General features: G+C 64.5%; 19 protein-coding genes. 12 read left to right on the forward strand and 7 right to left on the reverse strand.

From position 1 onward, the window contains the following. Window positions 1–98 precede the first annotated feature (98 nt). Genes crtY through ACGHJ7_RS08480 form a run of 7 tightly spaced genes read left to right on the forward strand, consistent with a single transcriptional unit; the run spans window position 99 to window position 8,868 of the window. Complete coding sequence (gene crtY / locus ACGHJ7_RS08450) at window positions 99–1,343, forward strand: lycopene beta-cyclase CrtY (protein WP_390476329.1); 1,245 nt, start codon at window positions 99–101, stop codon at window positions 1,341–1,343. Continuing rightward, window positions 1,340–2,845 (forward strand): phytoene desaturase, encoded by a 1,506-nt coding sequence (locus ACGHJ7_RS08455; protein ID WP_390476331.1) that lies wholly within the window; start codon window positions 1,340–1,342, stop codon window positions 2,843–2,845. Before crtY ends, ACGHJ7_RS08455 begins: the two co-directional genes overlap by 4 nt. Window positions 2,846–2,865: 20 nt before the next feature. Continuing rightward, window positions 2,866–3,447, forward strand: a complete 582-nt coding sequence (locus ACGHJ7_RS08460) for a TIGR00730 family Rossman fold protein (protein ID WP_390476613.1) — start codon at window positions 2,866–2,868, stop codon at window positions 3,445–3,447. After that, the gene (locus ACGHJ7_RS08465; RefSeq protein ID WP_390476333.1) at window positions 3,444–4,448 is read left to right on the forward strand and encodes a phytoene/squalene synthase family protein; all 1,005 of its coding nucleotides are present in this window, start codon (window positions 3,444–3,446) and stop codon (window positions 4,446–4,448) included. Before ACGHJ7_RS08460 ends, ACGHJ7_RS08465 begins: the two co-directional genes overlap by 4 nt. 42 nt (window positions 4,449–4,490) lie before the next feature. Beyond that, complete coding sequence (locus ACGHJ7_RS08470; protein WP_390476335.1) at window positions 4,491–6,407, forward strand: acetyl/propionyl/methylcrotonyl-CoA carboxylase subunit alpha; 1,917 nt, start codon at window positions 4,491–4,493, stop codon at window positions 6,405–6,407. After that, entirely contained in the window at window positions 6,404–7,318 is a 915-nt protein-coding gene (locus ACGHJ7_RS08475; protein WP_390476337.1) for an aldo/keto reductase family oxidoreductase, read from the forward strand. The genes ACGHJ7_RS08470 and ACGHJ7_RS08475 overlap by 4 nt, the downstream gene beginning before the upstream one ends. Continuing rightward, window positions 7,315–8,868 carry an acyl-CoA carboxylase subunit beta gene (locus ACGHJ7_RS08480; RefSeq protein WP_390476339.1) on the forward strand — a complete coding sequence of 518 codons (1,554 nt, stop codon included), beginning with the start codon at window positions 7,315–7,317 and terminating at the stop codon, window positions 8,866–8,868. The genes ACGHJ7_RS08475 and ACGHJ7_RS08480 overlap by 4 nt, the downstream gene beginning before the upstream one ends. Here ACGHJ7_RS08480 and ACGHJ7_RS08485 read toward each other — a convergent pair. Then, window positions 8,865–10,124 carry a multidrug effflux MFS transporter gene (locus tag ACGHJ7_RS08485; RefSeq protein ID WP_390476341.1) on the reverse strand — a complete coding sequence of 420 codons (1,260 nt, stop codon included), beginning with the start codon at window positions 10,122–10,124 and terminating at the stop codon, window positions 8,865–8,867. The genes ACGHJ7_RS08480 and ACGHJ7_RS08485 overlap by 4 nt on opposite strands. A 117-nt stretch (window positions 10,125–10,241) precedes the next feature. Between ACGHJ7_RS08485 and dinB the strand changes: the two genes are divergently transcribed. Next, window positions 10,242–11,393: a DNA polymerase IV gene (gene dinB, locus ACGHJ7_RS08490; protein WP_390476342.1), complete on the forward strand. Its 1,152-nt coding sequence runs from the start codon at window positions 10,242–10,244 to the stop codon at window positions 11,391–11,393. On the opposite strand, the gene ACGHJ7_RS08495 is transcribed toward dinB, so the two are convergent. From ACGHJ7_RS08495 to ACGHJ7_RS08515, 5 genes are all read right to left on the reverse strand, one after another. Continuing rightward, a complete protein-coding gene (locus ACGHJ7_RS08495; RefSeq protein ID WP_390476344.1) occupies window positions 11,390–11,887 on the reverse strand; it encodes an NUDIX domain-containing protein in 498 nt (165 codons plus the stop codon). The two genes, dinB and ACGHJ7_RS08495, sit on opposite strands and share 4 nt — an antisense overlap. Further along, window positions 11,875–12,498 carry a 6-phosphogluconolactonase gene (locus ACGHJ7_RS08500; RefSeq protein WP_390476346.1) on the reverse strand — a complete coding sequence of 208 codons (624 nt, stop codon included), beginning with the start codon at window positions 12,496–12,498 and terminating at the stop codon, window positions 11,875–11,877. Before ACGHJ7_RS08500 ends, ACGHJ7_RS08495 begins: the two co-directional genes overlap by 13 nt. Window positions 12,499–12,574: 76 nt before the next feature. Then, entirely contained in the window at window positions 12,575–13,036 is a 462-nt protein-coding gene (locus ACGHJ7_RS08505; protein ID WP_390476348.1) for a Dps family protein, read from the reverse strand. Window positions 13,037–13,136: 100 nt separating this feature from the next. Then, on the reverse strand, window positions 13,137–13,694 hold the full coding sequence (locus ACGHJ7_RS08510; protein ID WP_390476350.1) for a TMEM165/GDT1 family protein: 558 nt from the start codon (window positions 13,692–13,694) through the stop codon (window positions 13,137–13,139). Between the two features lie 49 nt (window positions 13,695–13,743). Beyond that, the gene (locus ACGHJ7_RS08515) at window positions 13,744–15,129 is read right to left on the reverse strand and encodes an alkaline phosphatase PhoX (RefSeq protein ID WP_390476352.1); all 1,386 of its coding nucleotides are present in this window, start codon (window positions 15,127–15,129) and stop codon (window positions 13,744–13,746) included. Between the two features lie 49 nt (window positions 15,130–15,178). On the opposite strand from ACGHJ7_RS08515, the gene ACGHJ7_RS08520 reads away from it, so the two are divergent. Beyond that, window positions 15,179–15,973, forward strand: coding sequence for an SDR family oxidoreductase (locus ACGHJ7_RS08520; protein ID WP_390476353.1), 795 nt, complete (start codon window positions 15,179–15,181; stop codon window positions 15,971–15,973). A 28-nt stretch (window positions 15,974–16,001) separates the two neighbouring features. On the opposite strand, the gene ACGHJ7_RS08525 is transcribed toward ACGHJ7_RS08520, so the two are convergent. Beyond that, window positions 16,002–17,666 carry a hypothetical protein gene (locus ACGHJ7_RS08525; RefSeq protein ID WP_390476355.1) on the reverse strand — a complete coding sequence of 555 codons (1,665 nt, stop codon included), beginning with the start codon at window positions 17,664–17,666 and terminating at the stop codon, window positions 16,002–16,004. A 293-nt stretch (window positions 17,667–17,959) separates the two neighbouring features. Between ACGHJ7_RS08525 and ACGHJ7_RS08530 the strand changes: the two genes are divergently transcribed. The 3 genes from ACGHJ7_RS08530 to ACGHJ7_RS08540 all read left to right on the forward strand — a co-directional run bounded on the left by ACGHJ7_RS08530 (window position 17,960) and on the right by ACGHJ7_RS08540 (window position 24,368). Further along, entirely contained in the window at window positions 17,960–23,749 is a 5,790-nt protein-coding gene (locus ACGHJ7_RS08530) for an autotransporter domain-containing protein (RefSeq protein ID WP_390476357.1), read from the forward strand. A gap of 77 nt (window positions 23,750–23,826) precedes the next feature. Continuing rightward, window positions 23,827–24,189: a hypothetical protein gene (locus tag ACGHJ7_RS08535; RefSeq protein ID WP_390476358.1), complete on the forward strand. Its 363-nt coding sequence runs from the start codon at window positions 23,827–23,829 to the stop codon at window positions 24,187–24,189. After that, a complete protein-coding gene (locus ACGHJ7_RS08540) occupies window positions 24,180–24,368 on the forward strand; it encodes a helix-turn-helix transcriptional regulator (protein ID WP_390476360.1) in 189 nt (62 codons plus the stop codon). The genes ACGHJ7_RS08535 and ACGHJ7_RS08540 overlap by 10 nt, the downstream gene beginning before the upstream one ends. Window positions 24,369–24,410 lie beyond the last annotated feature (42 nt).

Below are 24,410 nucleotides of genomic sequence, written 5' to 3' on the forward strand. Positions count from 1 at the left end.
TATGCCTTCGAGAACGGCGATACGCCATGCGGGTTCCTCGCCTCACCACCTTTAAGCCGGATTGCCCGCTCACCCCGCGCGCCCTAGGGCTGGCAGGAATGACGGATCGCAGGGTCGATATTGCCATCGCAGGGGGCGGACTGGCCGGGGGGCTCATTGCCCTCGCGCTGCGCCGTGCCCGGCCCGAACTGTCGGTCGCGCTGATCGAACGCGGCGACGCAATGGGCGGCAATCACCGGTGGAGCTGGTTCGCAAGCGACCTGCCGGATGGGGGCGAGGGCTTGCTGGCCCCTTTCCGCAAGACGTCATGGCAGGGCTACGACGTCCGCTTTCCCACGCATGAGCGGACGCTGGCCGCGCATTACCGCTCGCTTTCGTCGGAGGATTTCGATGCCGCCCTGCGGCGCGAACTGGCGCAGGACACGCTGCTGCCGGGGCGCGAGATCGCGAACCTCGACGCGCGCGGCATTACCCTGGCGGATGGATCGCGGGTCGATGCGCGTGCGGTGATCGACTGCCGGGGCTTCCTTCCGCATGACAGCCTGCGCGGCGGATGGCAGGTCTTCATGGGGCGCCACTTGCGCACCGATGCCCCCCACGGGCTGGAACGCCCGGTCATCATGGACGCAGCGGTCGACCAGCTGTCGTCCGGCGGGGCGGGCGGCGGGGCGGGCGGCGGGGCGGGCGGCGGCGCATACCGTTTCGTCTACGTACTGCCGCTGGGCGTTGACGAGCTGTTCGTGGAAGACACTTACTACGACGACAGCCCGGTGCTGGACCGGCGCGCCCTGTCCTCTCGCATCGACGCCTATTGCCGCGAAAACGGCTGGCAGGGCGAGATACTGGGCGGGGAAACGGGCATCCTGCCGGTCATCACCGGCGGCAGCATCGCGGGATACCAGCAGGCGCATGGCACGCCGGGCGTGGCGAAAGCGGGCGCGGCGGGGCTGATGGTCCACCCGCTCACCAGCTATACCCTGCCCCATGCGGTCGAGACCGCGCTGCTGATCGCGGACAATGCCGACCTGCCGGGCGACCAGCTGGCCGCCCTGCTCGACGCGCAGGCGCGGCGGGTCTGGAAGCGGACCGGCTTTTACAGGCTGCTGGGCCAGATGCTGTTCGGCGCTGCCCGTCCCGCCCACCGCTACCGCGTTTTCGAGCGCTTCTATCGCCTGCCCGAGCCGCTGATCGAGCGGTTCTATGCAGCGCGCAGCACTTTTGCCGACCGGCTGCGGATACTTTCGGGCCGTCCGCCCGTTCCCGTCACACGCGCCATCGGCGCCCTCCTTTCCTCGCGCGATCCCCTGACTGCGCCACAGCAACAGAAAGACCCGTCTCCATGAGCTCAGAAGGCAAGACTGCCTGCGTCATCGGTTCCGGTTTCGGCGGCATGGCGCTCGCCATCCGCCTGCAGAGCGCCGGCATCCAGACGACCGTGATCGAGGCGCGCGACAAGCCCGGCGGCCGCGCCTATTACTGGGAGAAAGACGGCTTCACCTTCGATGGCGGGCCGACCGTCGTGACCGATCCCGACTGCCTGACCCAATTGTGGGAACTGACCGGCCACGACATGGCCCGCGACGTGGAACTGATGAAGGTGTCGCCCTTCTACCGTCTCAACTGGCCCGACGGCACGAATTTCAACTACTCGAACGACCACGAGGAACTGTTCGCCGAGATCGCCAAGCTGAATCCGGCCGACGTGGAAGGGTACAAGCGGTTCCTCGAATACAGCGCGGGCGTGTACGAAGAAGGCTATGTGAAGCTGGGCACGGTGCCGTTCCTCGATTTCAAGTCGATGATGAAGGCCGCGCCCGCGCTGGCGCAGAAACAGGCCTATCGCAGTGTCTATTCCATGGTCAGCAGCTTCGTGGAAAGCGAGAAACTGCGCGAGGCGCTGAGCTTCCACACCCTGCTCGTCGGCGGCAACCCCATGAAAACCAGCAGCATCTATGCGCTGATCCACAAGCTGGAGATGGAAGGCGGCGTGTGGTGGACCAGAGGCGGCACCAACCGCCTGATTGCCGGCATGGTCCGCCATTTCGAACGCCTCGGCGGACGCATGATCGTGGGCGATGCGGTGGTACAGGTGCACGAGGAAAACAACCGCGCGACCGAGGTCGAGACGGCCAGCGGCTTTCGCGAGCGGTTTGATGCGGTCGCCAGCAATGCCGACATCATGCATTCGTATCGCGACCTTCTGAGCCGCAGCCAGCGCGGCTGGCGCATGGGCAAGCGGCTGAAACGCAAGAAATTCTCGCCCGGCCTGTTCGTCGTCCATTTCGGGCTGGAGGGTACATGGCCCGGCATCGCCCATCACCAGATCCTGTTCGGCCCGCGCTACAAGGGGCTGCTCGACGACATCTACGACCACGGCGTGCTGCCGCAGGATTTCAGTATCTACCTGCATCACCCGACCGTGACCGATCCCGGCATGGCACCGCCGGGCAAAAGCACGTTCTATGCGCTGGTCCCCGTGGCCCACATGGGCAAGCTGAAGGTGGACTGGGACACCGTCGGCCCGCAGCTGGAAAAGCGCATCCTGGACGAGATCGGTCGCCGCCTCATCCCCGACATACACGACCGCATCGTGACCAAGTTCAGCTACGCGCCGAAGGATTTCGCGCATGACCTGAACGCGCATCTGGGCAGCGCCTTCAGCCTGGAGCCGCTGCTGACGCAAAGCGCCTGGTTCCGCGGCCACAACCGCGACGACGTGATCCGCAACTTCTACCTCGTCGGCGCGGGCACACATCCCGGCGCAGGAATCCCCGGCGTGGTCGGCAGCGCCAAGGCGACGGCCGGCCTGATGATCGAGGATCTTCTGGAAAGCGTCCCGGCATGAGCGAACGGCCAGCCAATCCGATGCAGCGCCTCGCCGTCTATTGCGGTTCCGCCACGCCGGACGACCCGCGTTACATGGAACTGGCCCGCAATGTCGGTGCAGGCCTGGCTGAGCGCGGCATCGGCGTCGTCTATGGCGGCGGCAGGCTCGGCCTCATGGGCGCGGTTGCCAACAGCGCGCTGGACGCGGGCGGCGAGGTCATCGGCGTCATTCCCGAAGCGCTGGCGGGCAGCGAAGTCGCCAATCGCGATTGCACCGAACTTTATACGGTCGGCGGAATGCACGAGCGCAAGCAGCGCTTCACCGACCTCAGTGACGGGTTCGTGACCATTCCCGGCGGCGTCGGCACGATGGACGAATTGTGGGAAGCGATGAGCTGGGCGCAGCTCGGCTATCACACAAAACCGGTCGGCCTGCTCAACGCCTTCGGCTTCTACGACGACCTGATCGCCTTCAACCGGCGCATGGCGGAGGTCGGTTTCGTGCGGCCCGCGCACCAGGGTATACTGATTGCTAGGGAAACCCTGCCACAGCTACTGGACGCAATGGCCGATTATGAGCCACATACGCCGATATTCCGCATGAAAGCCGACGATCTTTGAGCCAGAACCGCCGTCTCCTCAGTGACCTGAAAGTCGCCCCCGTTGCCGCAGGCGGCGGCAGGAACCGCGATGCGCTGGTGGAAAAGGCGCATGAGGCCATTTCCGAAGGTTCGCACAGCTTCGCGATGGCGTCCTCGCTGTTCGACAAGACGACGCGCGAGAGGGTGTGGCTGCTCTACGCATGGTGCCGCCGCTGCGATGACCTGGCCGACGGGCAGGACATGGGCGGCCAGCTGGGCGACCAGGCCGGGATCGAAGACCGTGTACAGGCCGTGCGCGTCCTTACCCGCCGCGCCCTCGAAGGCCAGCCGACCGCCGATCCGGCCTTCGACGCGCTGGGGCAGGTTGCCGCCGAAACCGGCTTGTCCAAGGACATGACCGACGACGTAATTGCCGGTTTCGCGATGGATGCGGGCGATTTCCAGCCGCGCACGGAAAAGGACGTGCTGCGTTATTGCTACCATGTTGCGGGCGCGGTCGGCGTCATGATGGCGCGGGTAATGAACGCACCAGACGACAGCTTCGTCTACGACCGCGCCTGCGATCTGGGCATTGCGTTCCAGCTGTCCAATATCGCGCGCGACATCGTGGAGGATGCGGAGGCCGGGCGCTGTTACCTGCCCGCCGAATGGCTGGCGGAGGCGGATCTGGAGCCGGGCCGGCACGCCGCGCCGGAGAACCGCTTTGCCCTCGCCGCGGTCAGCGCGCGGCTGGTCGGCCTGATGGAAATCTACGAGCAGGCAGCACGCTGCGGGGCGCAGCGCCTGCGGTTCCGTAACCGCTGGGCGATCTATTCCGCCGCGCGCATCTATGGCGCGATCGGTCGCAAGGTGCGCCGCCAGGGGCAATTGGCGTGGAACAACCGTGTTCGGGTCTCGCGCATGGCGAAGATCGGCCATGTTATTGCGGGCTTTGGCGAAGCGGTGGTCAACCGCCCCGTCCCGCCGCGCGACTGGCCGGAATATACGCGGCCCGATCTGCAGCCGATCCGGGGCTGGTAACAGGACTGGCCAAGGGCGGGCACGCGGACTAATCCCGTCGCCATGATTGCAAAACTCCTGATCGCCAACCGCGGCGAGATCGCCTGCCGCATCATCCGCACCGCGCGCGCCATGGGGATCGCCACGGTCGCGGTCTATTCCGATGCCGACGCCAAGGCGCTGCACGTGCGCTCCGCCGATGAGGCGGTGCATATCGGCCCGTCCCCCGCTGCCGAGAGCTATCTTGTCGGAGAGAAGATCATCGCAGCGGCGAAGGAGACAGGCGCCGAGGCGATCCATCCGGGCTACGGGTTCCTGTCTGAAAATGCGGGCTTCGCGCAGGCCGTCATCGACGCAGGGCTTATCTGGGTCGGCCCCAAGCCGTCCAGCATCGAGGCGATGGGCCTGAAGGATGCCGCCAAGAAGCTGATGCGCGAGGCGGGCGTGCCCGTCACGCCGGGCTACGAGGGCGAGGACCAGTCCGTCGAGCGTCTAAAGGAAGAAGCGGACGCCATCGGCTATCCCGTGCTGATCAAGGCAGTCGCGGGCGGCGGGGGCAAGGGGATGCGCAAGGTCGATGCGGCGGCGGACTTCGAAGCAAGCCTCGAAAGCTGCCGGCGCGAGGCCAAGGCCAGCTTCTCCAATGACGAAGTCCTGCTGGAAAAGTGGATCACCTCGCCCCGCCATATCGAGGTGCAGGTGTTCGGCGATGCCCACGGCAATGTCGTCCACCTGTTCGAACGCGATTGCTCGCTCCAGCGCCGCCACCAGAAGGTGATCGAGGAAGCCCCCGCCCCCGGCATGGACGAGGCCACGCGCGAGGAAATCTGCGCCGCCGCCTTACGCGCCGCCAAGGCCGTCGATTACGAGGGCGCAGGCACGATCGAATTCATCGCCGACGCCAGCGGGGGCCTGCGCGCCGACCGCATCTTCTTCATGGAAATGAACACCCGGCTGCAGGTGGAACACCCGGTGACCGAGGAGATCACTGGGGTGGACCTGGTGGAATGGCAGCTGCGGGTTGCGAGTGGGGAGCCGATCCCGCTCAAGCAAGAAGCGCTGAGCATCAACGGCTGGGCTATAGAGGCGCGTCTCTATGCCGAGGACCCGGCTAAGGGTTTCTTGCCGAGCACGGGGCCGCTTGAACAATTCCATTTACCTCGATCGACACCGAGAAGCCCAAACCGGGTCGATACTGGGGTTGAGAAAGACGGTGAGATCACACCATTCTATGATCCGATGATCGCCAAGATAATTGTGCATCGGACTGATCGGTCGACCGCTTTGCAGGAACTTGCGAGTGACTGCGCGCGTGTCATTTCGTGGCCAGTAAAGACAAACGCGGCATTCTTGCATCGATTGCTGTCAGACCCTGATGTTCGGTCGGGCCAGCTTGATACAGGATTGATTGCGGAAAAGGGCGACGGTCTGCTCGCTTCCGAAGACGACTCCAGAGAACTCGCCGCAAATGCCGCCTATTTTGAGTTTATGCGAGGGAAGCGAGACCCCCAACTCTATGACGAGGAGGCTCTTGCTAGACTGCCTATATGGCAACAGCCATCCGGACTACGGCTAAACTCATCGAAGCGTCCCTTCTCGTTGGTGATGACAGACGGTTCTGATCGATATGACGTCGAACCGGATGAAACGGGATGGACCGAAGAAATTCCGCAAGGAATACTTGTTCGGTTAAAGGGCGAGACGCGCGTGTTTAAACCGTATCGCTATGACGCGGGCGGAGCAGCCTCCGCCGCCGACGGCGCTATCCTCGCCCCCATGCCGGGCAAGGTCATCGCGGTCGATGTGGCCGAGGGCGATGCGGTCACCGCGGGTCAGCGGTTGATGGTGCTCGAGGCGATGAAGATGGAACACGCGCTCACCGCGCCGTTCGACGGGACCGTGACCGAGCTTTCCGCTGCGACAGGCGGTCAAGTGCAGGTCGAGGCGGTCCTCGCAATCGTGGAGCCAGACGAAGAATGAGCACTCTCCCCACCCCGCCCCGCCGCCGCGCGCTTGGCGCTTCTGGCATTGAAGCCTCCACCATCGCGTGGGGGATGTGGCGCACAACCGATATCGACGACGGCGTGCCGAGCCTCGCACGGCTCGCCCATGCCGCGCTCGATGCCGGGATCGACCTGTTCGACACCGCCGACATCTACGGCTTCGACGGCAAAAACGGCTTCGGCGATGCGGAGGTCATGCTGGGAGAGGTTTTCGCCAGCGAGCCTAACCTTGGCAGCCGCATCGTACTGGCGACCAAGGGCGGCATCATGCCGCCGCTGCCCTACGACCAGTCGCGCAGCTACATGGACAGCGCGCTCGACGCCTCGCTGAAGCGGCTGCAGGTCGAGCGGGTCGAGCTGTACCAGATACATCGTCCCGATATCCTGACCCATCCGCAGGAACTGGCGGGCTTCCTCGACGCTGCACTGGCCAGCGGGAAGGTCGGCGCGGTCGGTGTGTCGAACTTCACCGTCCACCAGATCGAGACGCTGTCCGCCCTGCTCGGCACGCCGCTCGCCACGACCCAGCCGGAAATCAGCCCCCTGCGGATCGATGCCATCGACAATGGCGAGATGGACCAGGCCATGCGGCTGGGCCTCACCCCGCTCGCGTGGTCTCCGCTGGGCGGAGGACGGCTGATGCGCCCCGAAGGGGACCGGGAGCATTCGGTCGCCCGCGCGCTGGCCGACTGGGGCGAGGAACGCGGCGTCGACCGCACTGTCGCGGCCTATAGCTGGCTGATGGCGCATCCCGCCGGCATCATCCCCATCATCGGCTCCCAGAACGCGGGCCGCATCGAAGCCGCGGCAAAGGTCTGGGACCTCCAGTGGTCGCGCGAAGAGTGGTACGCGGTGTTCACCGCTGCACGGGGCGCTCCGCTTCCGTGAGCTGGGCACGCGAACTTGGCGAACTGCGCCGCCGCGAGGCGCTTGCGGAGGAAATGGGCGGCGAGGAAAAGGTCGCGCGCCAGCATGGCCGGGGCAAGATGGATGCCCGAGCGCGCCTGTCCGCACTGGTCGATGACGGCAGTTTCCGCGAAATCGGCAAGATTGCGGGCAAGGGCGCGTATGACGACAATGGCGACTTGGCGGGCGTCACCCCTGCCCCCTTCCTGTTCGGCAAGGCGCTGGTGAACGGCCGCCCCGTCGTTGCGACCGCCGACGATTTCACCATTCGCGGCGGTGCGGCGGATGCCGGGATTTCCCGCAAGATGGTGCAGGCCGAGCGCATGGCGCACGAGCTGAAACTGCCGATCATCCGCATGATCGACGGCACGGGCGGCGGCGGCAGCGTGAAGACGCTGGAACAGATCGGCGCGACCTACATCCCCGCCGTGCCCGGCTGGGGCGAAGTGGTGCAGAATCTCGACAGCGTGCCCGTGGTGGCGCTGGCGCTGGGCCCGACGGCAGGCCTTGGCGCGGCGCGCACGGTCGCCAGCCATTACTCGGTCATGGTCAAGGGGCTGAGCCAGATCTTCGCCGCCGGTCCCGCCGTGGTCGATGGCATGGGCGATGCGTGGAAAAGCGAGTCCGCCAGCTATGCCGATGCCAAGGAAGACCTCGGCGGCAGCGGAATCCATACCCGCAACGGCGTGGTCGACGACGAGGTTGCAAGCGAAGCCGAAGCCTTCGCCCGGGCGCGGCATTTCCTGTCCTTCATGCCAGAATATGTCGGCCAGGCCGCAGCCCGCATCGACACAGGCGACCCGGCGGACCGGCGCGAGGAAGCGCTGCTGAACCTCGTCCCGCGCGAGGAGAAGCAGGTCTATTCCATGCGCCGATGCCTCGACATGGTGTTCGATTCCGGCACCGTGTTCGAAATCGGGCGCCACTGGGGCCGGGCCTGCATCACCGCGCTTGCCCGGCTGGACGGGTGGCCGGTCGCCGTGCTGGCCAGCGACCCCAGCTACCTGGGCGGATCGTGGGATGCCAAGACGTCAGAGAAGGTCGAGCGCTTCGTGAAGCTGGCCGACCAGTTCCGCCTGCCGATCATCCACATGGTCGACAATCCGGGCTTCATGATCGGGCGCGAGGCCGAAATGGCTGGCACGATCCGCTACGGGGTGCAGGCGATGAACGCGGTCTACCGCGCCAGCGTGCCGCTCGCCACCGTGGTCATGCGCCGCGCCTATGGCATTGCGGGCAGCGCGATGAGCAATGCCGACCGCCACCAGTACCGCTATTGCTGGCCGTCGGGTGACTGGGGCAGCCTGCCCATCGCGGGCGGGATCGAGGTCGCCTACAAGTCGGAACTGGAAGCATCGGACGACCCGGAGGCGGAACTGGAAGCCATCCGCGAACGCCTGGGCAAGGTCAGCAGCCCCTTCCGCAGCGCCGAGCGGTTCAATGTCGAGAACATCATCGACCCGCGCGATACCCGCCCGCTATTGTGCGAATTTGCGCAGCTCGCGTGGCGGCGGCTGGACAGCGAGCGTTAGTCGGGGCGCTGCATTTCTTCCTGCGGCGGGCCGAACAGGCGTCCCCGCTCGCTGAACAGTACCAGCGCCAGGCTGGTCAGGCCTGCGGCCAGCAGCGCGAGCGCTAATGGCCTCGCCGTCCCGTCGTAGAGATAGCCGATCAGCGACCCCAGCACCGCGCCGGTCGTCAGGCGCAAGCTGGCATGGACCGAACTGGCCGCGCCTGCGATGTCGAAGAAGGGGTTCATCGCGATCGATCCGAAATTGGTCCCGATGAAGCCCAGCAGCGCCATGTTTGCCGCCATCAAGGGCACGAATTGCCACAGCGACTGCTCCGGCTGGAACGCGAAGAATACCTGCAGCGCGGCAATGCCGACAAAGGCGAACAGCGCCGTATGGCTGACCCGGCGCGCACCGAAGCGTTCGACGATGCGGGAGTTCGACCAGTTGGTGACGGCCATGGACCCGGCGCACAGCCCGAAGATCAGCGGGAAGCTGTCGCTCGCGCCGAAGGTCTCTCCGATCAATTGCTGGCTGGAATTGATGAACCCGAACAGGGCGCCGAACACCAGCGCGCTGCCGAAGATGTATCCGATGGCCTGCCGCAGGCCGATCGCGCGCTTCATGTTGCCGCCGATGACGGACGGGCGGATGGGCTGGCGGTTCTCCTCCGCCAGCGATTCCGGCAGGCGGAACCAGACCCATGCGAAGATCAGGCAGCCCTGCAGCGCCATGGCGAGGAAGATCAGGTGCCAGTCGCCCAGCAGCAGGATTGCCTGCCCGATGCTGGGCGCAACTGCGGGCGTCAGCAGGAAGATGACGAAGATGAGGCTCATCATGCGGGCCATCTTGTCCCCGCCCACCCGGTCGCGGATGATGGCGGGCGGCAGTGCCACGATCCCTGCGCCGAGAAAGCCCTGCGCTGCGCGAATGCCCACCAGCACTTCGAACACGTTGGCGAAGGCACTGGCGAGCGACAGCACGATGTAGATCGCGATGGAGGTCAGCAGGACCGGACGCCGCCCGAACCGGTCGGCCAGCGCGCCGGGCACCAGTGCGCCCGCCCCTGCGGCCAGCAGATAGGCGCCGACGACGAATTGCCGTTCGTTTCCAAGGCCGCCGAAATCGGCCGCAATCTCGTCGAGCGCGGGCAGTATGGCGTCGATCCCGAAGGCCTGCAGCGCCATCAGCATGGCCATCATCCATATGAGCTCGGTCTCGCCGATGGCTTTCCGGATCGCCTGCATGGCAGGGGCTGGGGTGTTGTCGCGCGCCATGACTGTTTCCTTGGCGACCGCATCGCCCCTTGACCACCCGTTTTGTTGCATGTGCGAAGAATTCGCAAATCGGCGAAATGGTTCCCCTGCCGCAGCCCGCTCCCTAGATAGGAAGGCGTGGACGAAACGGGCGAACAGAACCGCGAGGGCGACCCCAAGGGCGAAGTCGACAGCGAAGCCGATGGCCTGCGCAAGATTGTCCATGTCGACATGGACGCCTTCTTCGCCAGCGTCGAACAGCGCGACAATCCCGAATTGCGGGGGAAGCCCGTGGCCGTCGGCGGGTCCAGCGGGCGCGGCGTGGTCGCGGCGGCCAGTTACGAGGCGCGGCAGTTCGGCGTGCGCAGCGCCATGCCCTCCATCACCGCGAAACGCCTATGTCCCGACCTCGTATTCGTGAAGTCGCGCTTCGATGCCTACCGCGAGGCGAGCCAGCAGATCCGCGAGATCTTCCGTTTCTACACACCGCTCGTCGAACCGCTCAGCCTCGACGAGGCCTATCTCGACATCACTGAAGACCTGCAGGGCATGGGCTCTGCCACCGCCACCGCGCAGGCCATCCGCAAGCGCATCCGGGAGGAGACGGACCTGACGGCCAGCGCCGGGGTCAGCTACAACAAGTTCCTGGCCAAGCTGGCGAGCGACCAGAACAAGCCCGACGGCATCTGCGTCATCCGCCCCGGCGAGGGCGAGGCCTTTGTCCAGTCGCTGCCCGTCCGCCGCTTCCACGGCATCGGCCCGAAGGCGGAGGAGAAGTGCAAGCGGCTGGGCCTGGAGACAGGCGCGGACATCGCCGCGAAGGACCGCGCATGGCTGCGCCAGCATTTCGGGAGCTTCGGCGATTACCTGTTCCGTGCCGCACGCGGCGTGGACCTGCGCCCCGTGCGATCGAACCGCCTGCGCAAATCCGTCGGCGGGGAGCGGACCTTCAGCGAGGACATCCACGAAGCGGACCCCCTGCGGGAGACGCTGGAACGCATCGTCGACATCGTGTGGGAGAGGATCGAGCGGGCGCAGGCAAAGGGCAAGACCGTGACGCTGAAACTGAAATACAACGATTTCACGCTGCACACGCGCGCCCAGTCGGTCAGCCAGCTGGTGGAGGACAAGGACACTTTCGCCCGGCTGGGACGCGAATTGCTGGAGGAGGAAATCCCCCTTCCCCGCCCGATCCGGCTGATGGGCCTCACCCTGTCGAACCTGGAGCGCGACGGAGACGAGGAATCGCGCCGCCGCGATGGGAAGACCGGCCAGTTGGCCCTGTTCTAGCGCGAACCTGTTCCAGCCCCAGCCTGCCCCAGCAGGGCGATTCGGGTCGCCGCAAGCGTGCTGAGCGGCTGCGGGAGGGCGTCCAGGGCGAAGAATGCTGCGCTTTCGATCTCGCGCCGGTCGGCGGCCGGCGGTGCATCCAGTCCAGCGATGACGACATGGGCGCGGTGGGGAGAGCCCGACAGCGTCTCGTCCACGAAGCCCAGATAGCGCGCATCGACCAGCACGGCACCGAGTTCTTCCTGCATTTCGCGCCGTGCGGTCTCGACCGGCTCTTCCCCGCGTTTCATCCCGCCGCCCGGCAGAGTCCAGACCTGCGGTCCGTAAGCGTGCCGGACCAGCAATATCTCTCCCGCACGGCTGCGCAGGATCACCGACACCCCATCCAGTTGCACCTTGCGCCAGAGCCGCCAGCGATGGCGGACCCTGTGCGCGCCCTTCAATGCCGCACGGTGCAGGGGCCGCGGGACCAGGGACTGGATCAGGTAAAGCACGTAACGTCCTGCGCCGCCGCGCCCAGCAGGCGGGCCACCGGCAGGTCGTTCTCTCCCTTCGCTGCGGCGCCGAAGATACGAGCCTTGTCGGCGTTGCCGCCGAGCGTGAACAGGATGTCGTCGCTGTCCAGCAGCGCCGGTATCGTCAGGGAGATGCGATCGAACGGAGCCTCGGGCGGCAGCGGGTCGGGCGTCAGTCGCACGATCTTTTGCGGGGCATCCACCTGCGGATCAGTGTTGGGAAACAGCGAGGCGATATGCCCATCGCCGCCCATGCCGAGCCAGCACAGCGCGAAATGCGGGATCTTTTCCATGACGGTCAGAGCCGCGACCTCCGCCCCTGCAGGCTCGAACAGGGCACGCAGCTTGCCGGTGTTGGAGGCAGCGTGATCCTCCGGCACGATCCGGTCGTCGCCCGGCCAGACCACGATGCGCTGCCAATCGAGCGAACGGCGGACCAGTTCCTCCATGATCGGGAAGGGTGTCGACCCGCCGGGCACGGCGATCGGAACGGGCCCGTCGGCATTGGCCAGGGCTTTTAAAAGCCGGGCCTCAAGCCAGTCGGCAATGTCGCCGGGCTTTGCGTTTTCGTTGATGGTAAGGTTCTGCATGGGCGCATTCTAACGCAAAGGCCGCGCCCGGGCATCCCCGGACGCGGCCTGTCGCATTCGTATTTCGCGAAGGACCTTACTTCAGCGTCTGGCTGAGGAACCAGACCCGCTCTTCCGCCATGTCGGTCCAGTCGTCGAGCAAGCCGTCGGTAGCATTATCGCCAGCCTTCTCGGCCAGTTCCTTCATGCCCTTCAGGCGTTTGACCAGCGCGGCGTTGTCGTCGCGCAGTTCGGTGACCATCGCATCGGGCGTCAGGGTCACGTCGTCCTGGTCCTTGACCTGCGTATGCTTTGCGACGGAGCCGACCGAAGTCAGCGTCATCATGTCGTTCTTGCGTACGCGTTCGCCAATGTCGTCGATCTGGTCGCGGATTTCCACGGCCTGCTCGTCGAACAGCAGGTGCAGGTCGCGGAAACGCGGTCCTGCAACGTGCCAGTGGAAATTCTTGGTCTTGATGTAGAGAGCGAAATGATCGGCCAGGAGCCCGTTCAGTTCGTCAACCAGTGCCCGTTTCGAATTGTCGCCTGCGTCTGCCATATGTCTTGCCTCCGGATTGTTTTGGGTTTCGCATTGGTAATGCGCGAAAGCCCCCGCGGGTTTCCGGCGAAGTCGCATTCAGAGCAATCGATATAGTCGATTAAAGTATTAGTCCGCGTGCGGATAATCCGATTACAACCCCGGCCACCAATGTCGCCGCTGCCAGTGCGAGGCGAAGCGCCCGTAAAGGCACGGTTTTTTCCAGCCGCTCCCCGGCTAGCCAGCCCAGCGTGATGGCCGCCACGCCGCCCAGCGCGCCGCCCAGCGCCACAAGAGCAGGTATCGCGGTAGCGGCGGCGAGTGCGAAAATGATGAAGCGCGAGGCATCGCCGAACTGTCTCAGGCACAGGACGAGGAAGGCGGCGAAGACGGATCGTGTCGGCTCCGCCGCAGCGGTGTCCCGATTGGGCCACGCCAGTTCCACTGCCGCTGCGATCAACGAGAACGCGACCAGCATCCGGCGGCCCGATGTCGGCAGGATGCCCGCGATACTGGCCCCGGCGAATGCCATGACCACGGCCGAGGCTGCGGCTGCGGCCCATCCTGCCGCTAGAATCGTGGTCCTCGCCCGCGCGGCCATCTGCGCCACCAGCAGCTGGTCACGCGCGCCCTGCCCGATCAGCAGCGCGGCGACGAAGGCGAACAGGAAACCGGACATCGTCGCGCCGGGAAACGGGAGCCTGTTTGCAGCCCCCGCCCCTGCCTCCTCAGACCCAGGGGCCGGTGATCGCCACCGTCACCGTGGGACTGTAGGCATTGACGAAGAACCACTTGCCATCGGGGGAGAAACAGCCGCCCGCCAGTTCGGTCTGCATGTTCAGCCGGCCGAAGGGATAGGCCACACCTTCGGGCGTAATGCCGCGCAGGTAATTGTTGACCGGATCTGTATACTGGTCCTCGCACACGATCAGGTCGCCGAACGGGGCGATGGTCAGGTTGTCGCCGTAATTGAACTGCTCTTCGCTTTCGCTTTCGAAGAACAGCTCGAACCGGTTGTCCGCGCCGTCATAGCCGGGCCGGATGCGGAACACCTGCCCCAGCTTCTTCGCCCCGCCGCTGGTCGAGCAGACGTAGAATTCGTCCTCGCCCATGTGGATACCTTCGCCGCGCGCGATCAGGACACCGCCCTCGGCCGCGGCACGCATGCGGAGGTCGTCCTCCGGCGCTTCGACATTGTCGATATCGATCCAGCGCACGGCCTTCGATACGCCGACCTGCATGGCGCTGCCATCCCAGTTGCGGCTGTCGCGCGTGCCATCGGTAGCAACCATGAACTGCAGGCGTCCACCGGCAGCCAGATTGCCGGGCTCTTTCGGCAGGAAGCGATAAAGGACCGAGTCGTCCCGGTCCTCCGTCAGGTAGACGATGCCCGAGCGCGGATCGACGCAGGCGGCCTCGTGGTTGAAGCGGCCCATGGCGGTCAGCGGCACCGCCTCCACCTGCCGGCCCGCAGCGGCGGGGACTTCGAACACCCAGCCATGGTTCTTCGCCAGCCCTTCGCCAAAGCGCTGGCCAGGCCCGGTCGGCGCTTCCTCGCAGGTCAGCCAGCTGCCCCACGGGGTCACCCCGCCCGAACAGTTCCGGATCGTGCCCGCCAGACTGCGATATTCCTGTTCGACGGCAAGCGTTTCCGCATCCAGCACGATGGTGGTCGTCCCGCCGGGAACGATGGCCCCGTCCCGCGTGCCGTATCCATGTGCCAGCGTGCCGCCCGCATCGTCGGTCGGGATGAGTTCGTGGTTGCGCACCAGCGCGATCCTGCCATTTCCGAGATCGAGGCAGCCCATGCCGTCCGCCTTGTCCGGCACGGCGCCGCCATCCGACATGGCGTTGCCCAGCCGCGAAAGCACGCGGTAGGAGAAGCCTTCCGGCAGATCGAGCATGCCCGCCGGGTCCTTCACCAGCGGACCGTAACCGGTCGCCCCGCGCCCCGGATTGCCGGCGCGCGCGATCTGCGGCGCGGGTGCGGTGCTGCACCCGCTGGCGGAAAGGGCAGCGAACGCGCTGCCCGTCGCGGCGAGGAACCGGCGGCGGCTGGTATTGGAGAAAGCGTTCATCGTCTCGAAGATCCTGTCGAATGGGTCGTTTGACATCAGCCTATCACGGCTACAGCGTTATGACAGTCAATAAGGAGAGAGCCTCGTGAAACTTGAAGATGGACTAGGTGCGGTAGTGACCGGCGGCGCGTCGGGCCTGGGCCTCGCCAGCGCCCGGGCACTGGCCGCAGAGGGGCTGAAGGTCGCCATTTTCGACATCGATACCGAGAAAGGCCCGACTTGCGCCGAGGAGATCGGCGGCACGTTCCATCACGTCGACATCACGGACGAGGCATCGGTGGAGGACGGCTTCGCCGCGGCCCGCAGCGCGCACGGGCAGGAACGGGTCACGATCCACTGCGCCATGACCAGCCGCCGGGGCAAGACGCTGGGCTGGGACAAGGAGAACGGGCGGTACAAGCGGCTCTCTACCGAAGACTATGCCTATGGCGCGGAAGGCATCCTCGTCTCCAGCTACCGCATCGCCAGCCATTCGGCGCTCGGCATGGCGAACAGCGATCCGCTTAACGATGACGGCGAGCGCGGGGCCATCGTCCTGACCGCCAGCGTCGCGGCACAGGACGGCCAGATCGGCCAGGTGATCTATGGCAGCTGCAAGAGCGGGGTGAACGGCCTCGTCCTGCCCATGGCGCGCGACCTGATGGATGTGGGCATCCGCGTGAACAGCGTCATGCCGGGCATCTTCGCAACGCCGCTGATGCTGGGGATGAAGGACCGCAATCCGCAAATGTGGGACCAGCTCAATGCCAGCGTCTCCTTCCCCAAGCGGCTCGGCGAACCGGAGGAATTTGCCAGCCTGATCGTGGAGATCGCGCGCAACACCTACATAAACGGCCACCAGTTCCGCCTCGACGGCGCGATCCGGATGCCGCCGAGATAAGGTTGAGCCCGTTCTGCTGCCGCAGACCTCAGCTACACCGCGCCAGCTGTTCGCCGGATGGGATGATACGGTCGAACTCCACAGCTTGGCGCAGCTTCGCAATCCAGCCGCGGTCGACGAACGGCATCCATTGCAGCATTCCGCGATACAGGTTCGGCTTGCGATCGATCAGTTCCGCCCGGACCTCCCGCGCTTCGCCTGTCCGGCCCATCGCGGCCAGCGATGCCGTTTCCAGAGCGTGGGCGAGGACATAGCCGGGATGGGTTGCCTGTATCGTCTGGGCTGTCGCCAGGCTTTCCTCGTAGCGTCCCAGCATCCAGTAACTCGTGCCAAGCGCACCGAGTGCCAGGAAACGTTTCGGATCGAGCGGGGTCAGGAAAAGCGCGTGCTTCAGCAAGTCAATCGCCGGTTCGGGATCGCCCGCCAGATAATAGGTCGATCCCAAATGGACATAGGCCTGTCCCAACCCGGGATCGAGCGTGCAAGCCTGCTCCAGATGAGTCCGTGCAGAGCCGGATCGTCGCTGCCATGTTTCCAGTATGCCATTGAATAGCGGGCCGCGCGCATCCAGCGGGTCGGCGCGCATTGCGGCGCGGATCAGGACCGCTAGGGCCCTGAAGATAGTAGCCTTGGCGCAGTCGACCCAGTGTTGCCACAGTTCCAGATTAGCCTGGGGCATCAGCAACTCGCCGCTTTCCGGCGTTTTGCGCATTCCCTGATCGATCAGAATCCGCGCCTTGGCGAAGGATTCCCGATTGAACTGGTTGATGTGGAACCTGATACGCCAGAGTTCCTCGTTCACACTGTCGATCGCGCCGGAGGCAGAGGTGTCGAAATGGCGTTGTTCACAAACATCGAAAGACGCCCCCACGCAATTGGCGGTCCGGGCGATCTCGTCCGCCGCCGAGGCAGGGTCCTGCGGACTGATGGTCCGCGTGTCCGTCCAGCGGATGATCCGCCCGGGCATTTCGAGGAACGAGAATGTCGCCCGCATTTCGCCTTCCGACGGAATGATATTCGTTTCCAGCAGATACCGGCAAGCAGGTGTTTGCCGGTCGCTCTCGCCGTCACCCGATACGATCGGAAGCCACCGCATTCGCGTAAGAGCAACAGACAGGCCGTCACCGATCGAGCGCGCCATCATCGCGGCGGCCGCATCATGCCCTGCTGCCGTAGGTGGTACGACCGCGATGTAAGGCGGCAATGCAGATCGGTCCGAAACCGGTTCCACACGCTGGACGCTGCGCGGGCGGTCGTATGTTTCCCGGTCGAAATGCAGCCGCATATCTCGCAGCCACTCCTCGAATTCCTCCTCGCTGGCAAGATCGAGGCCCTCACAGAATTGCAGCTTGCCACCCCTGCCATGCTCGTCGGACACATCGACATGCACACGGGTTTCGTCGAGGCTTACTATCCGGTTATCGGACCGGAGAACGTCCAGCCCGGCCCGCGCGAAAACGGCACGCAGGTTTGACAATTCCCGGCGCAGGCTGCTTTGCGCCTGCTTCTGCGCGCGCGAGCCCCACAGGACCCGTTGAAGCCAAGTGCGCGAGCGCTCGAACCGGTCTGCCTTGGCCAGTGTCGCCAGAAGGGCGATGGCTTTCTTGCTGCTGATTTCCACGCGTCGCCCCGCAGACGATTCCACACGTGGCGTGCCGAAAAGGTAGATCAATGCATCTGGCTGGTCGCTCATTACGTACCCCGAAATGTCTCCCCGCCGACCCGAATAAAGGCGGAAAGCTCAAGCTGGTTCGACGCGACCAAATTTCACTCTGTATTCAGAGCATTGTTCTTGCCGGTACCGATAATCAGGAATGAGGAAACTATAAAGCCTGATTAGCCCAGAAAAGTTATTTTTCACGCGATTCGAACGCTTTGCTCACGCGAGACGAGCGCCTTTCGAACGCAGCTTCGGTCATACCCCGCCGCAATCCGCACCAGGAAGGTCTGCGGAGTTGGAATCGTAAACTGCACAGGGGTAATTCAATGCAGAAGAAGACGCAGCTGGCGCTGGGCGTAGCCACCGCCGCAATCATCACGGGCCTGGCGACACCGGCCAACGCGGCCTGCACGGTAGACGGTTCGACCGTCACCTGCACTGCCGACAGCACGGCCACCGAAGTCAACGCCGCCCTAGCCGGCGTCGCAGGCAATGACGTCACGCTGGAATTTGTCGACGACGCACTCGTCACCCAGCCATTCAGTCAGATCTTCCCGACGCAGCAGGGACAGGTCGCCATCGATAATGCAGGGGCGATCGGCACCGAAGATGCGCCTGTCGGGATCGGATATTTCGGAACGGCCGACGATGCCGACAACACGTTCTCCCTGGATAATAGCGGTTCGATTACCGGCAATGTCTCGGTGCAGAATGTCGGCGGCGAAGTCGCTTTGACTAATAGCGGCCTCCTGGCAGGCGGAGTCTTCGTCAACGTGACGGGCCCCGCGACGCTGATCAGCACCGAGCAGATCGACGGCTTCGGATCGCCGGCTGTCTATCTTGGCTCGCGAACCTCTGCCGAGGCCGTCATCGAAGGCGATGTCGGCACTGCGGCAACGGCCACGGACGATTCCGACCTCCGTGATATCGTGGTCCAGTCGCAGGTATTCGTATCGCAGCCTTTCACCAGTGACACCGAAACCGAAGACGGCGTCACCACCACGACCACGTCTTCCGGATTCACCTACGAAGGTGGCAGCGCATCGGTTGTCATCGACGAGGAAGCGAATACCGGATCGGTCCGCGCCGTCGGGCTGGAAAATGCAAGCGTTTCGATCGACGGATCGGTCGGATCGCTGACGCAGTATGATAGTGCCCGCGCAAATTCCGATGTCACGGCGCGGTCGACGGTTTCGGTCAGTACCAGTGACGGCACCAACAGCACCTATGACGAGACGACCACGCAGACTGCCCTGGGCGGCGACGCGTCGGTCGCCGTCGGCGAGACCGGATCTGTCAGCGGCGATGTGCAGGCGAACGGCCTGAATTCCGCCACGGTGATTATCGACGGCTCGGTCGGCAACGAGACCTTTATCGGCGCTGCATTCGCCACGTCTTTTGGCACGGACCGCGTCGACACCTTTTCCAGCGAAAGTGATGGAACCGCGTTTTCCAACACGTCCAGCCAGCAAAGCAGCAGCTCTGGCGGCGATGCCTCGATTACCATCGGCGACACCGGCTCCGTGAGGGGCGATGTCGGTGCTTTAGGCAACGACGATGCCAGCGTTTCGAACGAAGGCGTCGTGACAGGTTCGATCAATGCCAACGCATCGGGCAGCGATACGCTCAGCCAGTCCTCGTCGTCGTCCGACGGAGCGGGCAGTAGCGCTTCCGCCAGTTCGTCGACTTCGGAACGGACGGGCGGTACGGCATCCATCGATAACGCGGAAAGCGGTCTGATCGGTCTGGACGCGACCAGTCCGGTCCTGGTGTCTGCCTTTGGCCATACCGCCAGCAGCGTGACCAATGCCGGCCGCATAAACGGCGATGTCCGCGTCCTGTCCAATGCGACCAATTTCGCAAGCGCGCAGACAAGTTCTTCCGACAGCGATACCGATGACGACGGCGTCACGACGACCGTCGACCGGACCACCAATAGCAATTCGAGCACGAGCGTCGGCGGCGATGCCAGCTTCGCCAATGCGGAAGGCGGCCGGGTTACGGGGTCGATCACGGTGTTGGGCGGCAGCAGTGCCAACTACGTGAACGAAGGCGCTGTAATCGGTATGACGAACGTCGAGAGCATTCGCACCGACAGCACTTTTGCCGAAACCAGGACGGATACGTTCGCCAACACGCCCGGTCCCGAGGGTGGCTTTGTCCGGACCATCGAGCGGGACAGTGAGCAATCGAGCACGTCGAGCGGCGGAGATGTGACCGGGCTTTACGCCGGCACGAACGGAGCCGTCCAGTTCGCACCGTTCGGAGGCGCCAGCGACGGATCGGTCACCCAGGTTAGCAGGGGTGGCAACAGCGCCGCCACGGTGACCGGCACGATCTTCGGCAGTTTCTATGGCGAGGCAACCGGATCCGAGATCACATCGAGCTTCTCCGAAGACACGACCCTGCAGTTCGATGCGGACGGCGATATTCGCCGGTTTGAATCGGATACATCCTCGACAGACACGAACGACCAGACCGAAAACGACAGTTCGCTTATCGTGGACGGCGGCCGGATAACGCAGGACGCACGCCTTTACGCAACGGGCGATGCAACGGCAGTCATCGACAATGGCGGGATCGTGGAAGGCAGCCTGACCGCTACCTCGCAGGGCTTCGGCGGTTCTGAAAACAGCAATTCGAGCAGCCAGCTCGTCATCTATGACGAGGACGGCAATTTCACCTCAAATGACTTCGTCAGCACGTCTTCCAATGCCCGTTCGGTCGCTGATGGCGATGTGGCCGTGACCATCGGCGAAGGCGAAGTCGGCGGTTCGGTGTTCCTGAACGGTTCGGGCGGCAACAATTCGTTCGTCCTGGGCGCGGATGGCGCGGTCGGCGGCTCGGTTGTGCAGAGCAGCCAGACCTCCTCGTTTATGTCCGAAAGCACCTTCAGCTTAAGCAGCAGCCCGACCGGATCGTCCAGCACCAACGACTACTCGCAGACCTCCACGGCGGCGGGCGGAAACGTGACGGCATACGTGGCCGGTACGATCGGTGCCGGCGAGGAAGGTCCGCTGGGTTATGGCGATGTCGCCACCAGCGGCGGGGGCAGCCTATTTCTTGCGACCACTGCCGGGAACGCAGATGCGGTCCTGACCGGTCAGGTCCGGGGCTCCGTCTCGGTGTTTGCCGCAGGCGACGACTCCTCCTTCGCCAGCCAGCAAACGGAGGTCAACGGAACAACGGTCGCGCGTTCTTCCCAGTCGACGTCGACCGCAACCGGTGGAACGGCTAGCCTGACAGTCGATGCCGAAGATCGCGATGTTCCGGCCAATTTCGGCGACATCACGGTTATCGGCCGCGATGGCTCCAGCGTCGTCATCGGTGAAGACAGCACTGTCCTCGCAGCAACGAACGGTGCCTTCCTGCAGGTCGGCGATGTCTTCTACGACAGCGCATCGAGCAGCGACGAAACCGATTTCATCGGCGGAACCCCCGACACCGTCACGGGAACTTCCGAAGAAATGGGAACCGGCGGCCCGGCCAGCCTCGTCAATGACGGGCGCATCGGCTTCGACGGCGGGGCCGAGTTCGACGGCACAAACGCCTCCGTTTCGGTCGTCAGCGCAACCGACGCATCGGCCGTCAACAACGGGCAGATCTTCGGATCGCTGAGCGCGTCCTCGTTTTACGAGAACACGTCGTCGCTCACGACCGAAACCGACCGCAACGACGTGACCCGTGTCAATACGACCACGACGACCTATGCCGCGACCGGCGGTTCGGCCTCGATCGCCAACAATGGCCTCGTTACCGGCAACGCTTCCCTGGAGGCGCTGGACGGAACACTGGTCAATAATGGCGTGATCCGCGGAGATATCGAGCTGGGCAGGAGCGTCGATAACTACACGACCCAGTCGGTCGACACGCTGACCCAGCTTGGCGAAGAAGAGGTCCTCGACCTCGCCGAGGCCATCGAGCAGGGGTATGCCGTCGAGCAGAACGGCCTTGTCGGCGGCACGATTTCGGTGGCGGGCGTCTTCGGACAGCTCGACGACCGGGAGCAGACGAGCGCCATCACGGCCGACATCGCCCTGAACAGCGGATCGGTCACCGGCGGCGGTGTGTTTGCCGAATATGACGAGGAAACGGGTGAGCGCTTTACCGCGACGAACGTGACCTTGAACGGTGCCGGCTTCCTCGGCCTCGGCAATGTGGCCCTGGCTCAGCTGGAAACGGCGTTTGGCGATGCCGATCCGGGCATCGTTGCTGCAGGCGACCTGTCTGCCTATGCTGGCGGAGCGCGCGTTCTGGGCGTCGAAACCCTGACCAAGACGGGTGACGGCGTGTTCCTGATCACCGGTGCGCCGTTCGCCCCGATGACCAACACCAACACCGTGGCCGACTATACGCTGGACCTCGGCACCTTCGCCATCGACGGCGGGGAAATCCAGCTGGCCACAGCCGGAAGCGATGCAGTGTTCGGCATCCGCGGCGACATCGTGAATTCGGCCGGGCTGGTCCTGGGTAACCGGATCGACCTTCCCGCGCCGCTGTTCGGCACGAATGCATCGGTGAATGCGATCGACGGTGTCGAAGTCTACCAGAACGGCGACTTCGTCCAGACCGGTAGCGGAACGCTCTCGGTGGGCGTCATGCCCACGCTGGTACGGGTCGTCGATCCGGCATTCTCCAGCATCAGCGTGTCCACGAACCCGTTGGCGGTCCAGTCCATCGGTCTGGCATCGGGGCTGTTCACCACTCCGGAAAATGCCTTCGGGCAAGCTTTCACCGAACTCGGCATGGGCTTCCTGACGGTTGACGGAGACATGGACCTAGCCGGCACGGTGGAACTGGTCAGCCCGACGGGCGGCCTGTTCACCAATGGCCAGACGGTCGACATCGCAAGCGTGTCCGGTACGGTAACGACCAGCGCAGGCGTCGACGTCAACTCCAGTTCGAACTTCGTAAGCTTCGATCTCGATACCCGTTCCGAAGGTGGACGGACCATCGTGTTCGCCAGCGCAGACCGTGCGGGGTTCGAAACGGCGGGTAACAACCAGAACGCAATTGCTGCAGGCTCGGCCCTGAGCGACGCGTTCGACGATGTGGTGACGGCGATCCAGGCTGGTACAGCGGGCGGCATCGGCATTGCCGGCGACCGGTTCGTCCTGGCCCAGGATCTCGCCAATATCTTCGTCGGCTTCGATACGCTGCTGACGATGGACCAGGTCGGTACGGCTCTGAACGAACTGGCGTCCGGCGAATTCTACGGTTCGCTCACCACGCTGGAGACGACGGCACCGTTCGTCGATGCGATCAGCAGCCGGCGCGTGCCGGATGGCGCAAGCGGCTTCAATGTGTGGCTCGCCCCGTCGGGTGACTTCGTCGACCTCGAAGGCGACAGCGCCGTCGGTTCGCGCGACATCGAAGCCGATAACTACGGCGGGTCCGTGGGCTTCGGTATTGCCACCGACAACGGAGAAATCGGCGCCGGCGTGGGCTATGGCCGCATCAGCGCCAATGCCGACAACGACCTGCTGATGGCAGAAGCCGATACCTGGATGCTGGGTGCCTATCTGCGACAGGGCTTCAGCAACTTCGCCATCAGCGCAGATCTGGTCTATGGCTGGAGCGACTGGAACGCCTCCCGCGTCATGCCGACCCTGTCCCGGACCGCATTCTCCGAATTCGACAGCACCGAGCTGCGCGGCGATCTGCGGGCCGAGTACATGGTCGATTTCGGCAATGGCTGGGTGGCCCCGTTCGGCCAGCTGACCTTCCGCCAGTTCGACTTCGACGGGTTCACCGAAGACGGTGCCGGCGCGGTCAATCTGGTGGTCGAGGATGCCGATGAAACGGTGCTTACCCCGACGCTGGGCCTGCGGGCAGGCACCCGGTTCGAAACCGGTCTCGCCACGCTGCGTCCGGAACTCACGCTGGCTTACAGCTTCGATGACGACAACGCCTCGTTCCGCAATGTCGCCTATCTCGGCGCTCCGACGAACAGCTTCCGCCTCCAAGGCGTCGATCCCGATCTATACTTCACCATCGGGGCCGGTCTGTTCGCGGATATCGGTGTGAACTCGGGCGCCTTCCTGCGCGCCAGCTATGCGACCGGCAGCAATGTCGATGTCACGAGCGTCAATGCGGGCGTCACGATCGGCTTCTGACCCCGGCCGACGAGACGAGAAGGCGGAATTCCCTTTCGGAGTCCCGCCTTCTTCTTTTTGGATGACAGGACAGCCAAGTGACGAATTGCGAGGAATTGTTTTCCGCTTTAGGCATCGTCTTCCCCGGCAGGGTCAGAGCCCTTCTGTCGGACGGCGTACTGGAAGGAATCGCCGGGCGTTTCGAGGCGGGAACGTTGCAGGCCATAGGCACCGTTATCGAAAACGATTGTCCTGCCCATGCGTCGTTCGGCTCGGCAGGGGAGGAAGCCCAGATTTCGTGCCGTGACGTGCTCCCTTGGACGGCAGAGCGTTCCAGCTTCCTGGTTCGTTACGTCGATTTCCCGCACGCGCCAGGGGCCTGCCGGATGCTGGCCCTCACCACGGGCCCCCTCAAGGCAGCGCGCAAATTGCCGGTGCCGGCGGAAACCCTTTGCCCCTGACGGACAAGGAATTGGAAGTCGCCTTTGCGGTCGCCACCGACAAGAGCGCGTTAAGAATTGCCAGCCAAACCGTTCATTCGGTCCATACGGTCCGCAACCAGATCAAGAGCGCCCTGCGCTCTACCGGCAGGCATTCGCAATCCCAACTCGCCTCTCTCGTGCGTGACTGGCTGTTCTAGGCCTAACGAAGCGCAAAAGCTCTCCACTGTTGCCGAGCAGCG

The organism is Altererythrobacter sp. MTPC7 (assembly GCF_042851395.1).
Lineage (GTDB): Bacteria > Pseudomonadota > Alphaproteobacteria > Sphingomonadales > Sphingomonadaceae > CAJXSN01.

Bases quoted from the DNA above. Each gene is read 5' to 3' on its own strand.
- ACGHJ7_RS08455 (WP_390476331.1), top strand. From the start codon at position 1,340: ATGAGCTCAGAAGGCAAGACTGCCTGCGTCATCGGTTCCGGTTTCGGC.
- crtY (WP_390476329.1), top strand. From the start codon at position 99: ATGACGGATCGCAGGGTCGATATTGCCATCGCAGGGGGCGGACTGGCC.
- ACGHJ7_RS08475 (WP_390476337.1), top strand. From the start codon at position 6,404: ATGAGCACTCTCCCCACCCCGCCCCGCCGCCGCGCGCTTGGCGCTTCT.
- ACGHJ7_RS08530 (WP_390476357.1), top strand. From the start codon at position 17,960: ATGCAGAAGAAGACGCAGCTGGCGCTGGGCGTAGCCACCGCCGCAATC.
- ACGHJ7_RS08470 (WP_390476335.1), top strand. From the start codon at position 4,491: ATGATTGCAAAACTCCTGATCGCCAACCGCGGCGAGATCGCCTGCCGC.
- ACGHJ7_RS08515 (WP_390476352.1), bottom strand. From the start codon at position 15,129: ATGTCAAACGACCCATTCGACAGGATCTTCGAGACGATGAACGCTTTC.
- ACGHJ7_RS08485 (WP_390476341.1), bottom strand. From the start codon at position 10,124: ATGGCGCGCGACAACACCCCAGCCCCTGCCATGCAGGCGATCCGGAAA.
- ACGHJ7_RS08500 (WP_390476346.1), bottom strand. From the start codon at position 12,498: ATGCAGAACCTTACCATCAACGAAAACGCAAAGCCCGGCGACATTGCC.
- ACGHJ7_RS08505 (WP_390476348.1), bottom strand. From the start codon at position 13,036: ATGGCAGACGCAGGCGACAATTCGAAACGGGCACTGGTTGACGAACTG.
- ACGHJ7_RS08460 (WP_390476613.1), top strand. From the start codon at position 2,866: ATGCAGCGCCTCGCCGTCTATTGCGGTTCCGCCACGCCGGACGACCCG.
- ACGHJ7_RS08525 (WP_390476355.1), bottom strand. From the start codon at position 17,666: ATGAGCGACCAGCCAGATGCATTGATCTACCTTTTCGGCACGCCACGT.
- ACGHJ7_RS08510 (WP_390476350.1), bottom strand. From the start codon at position 13,694: ATGTCCGGTTTCCTGTTCGCCTTCGTCGCCGCGCTGCTGATCGGGCAG.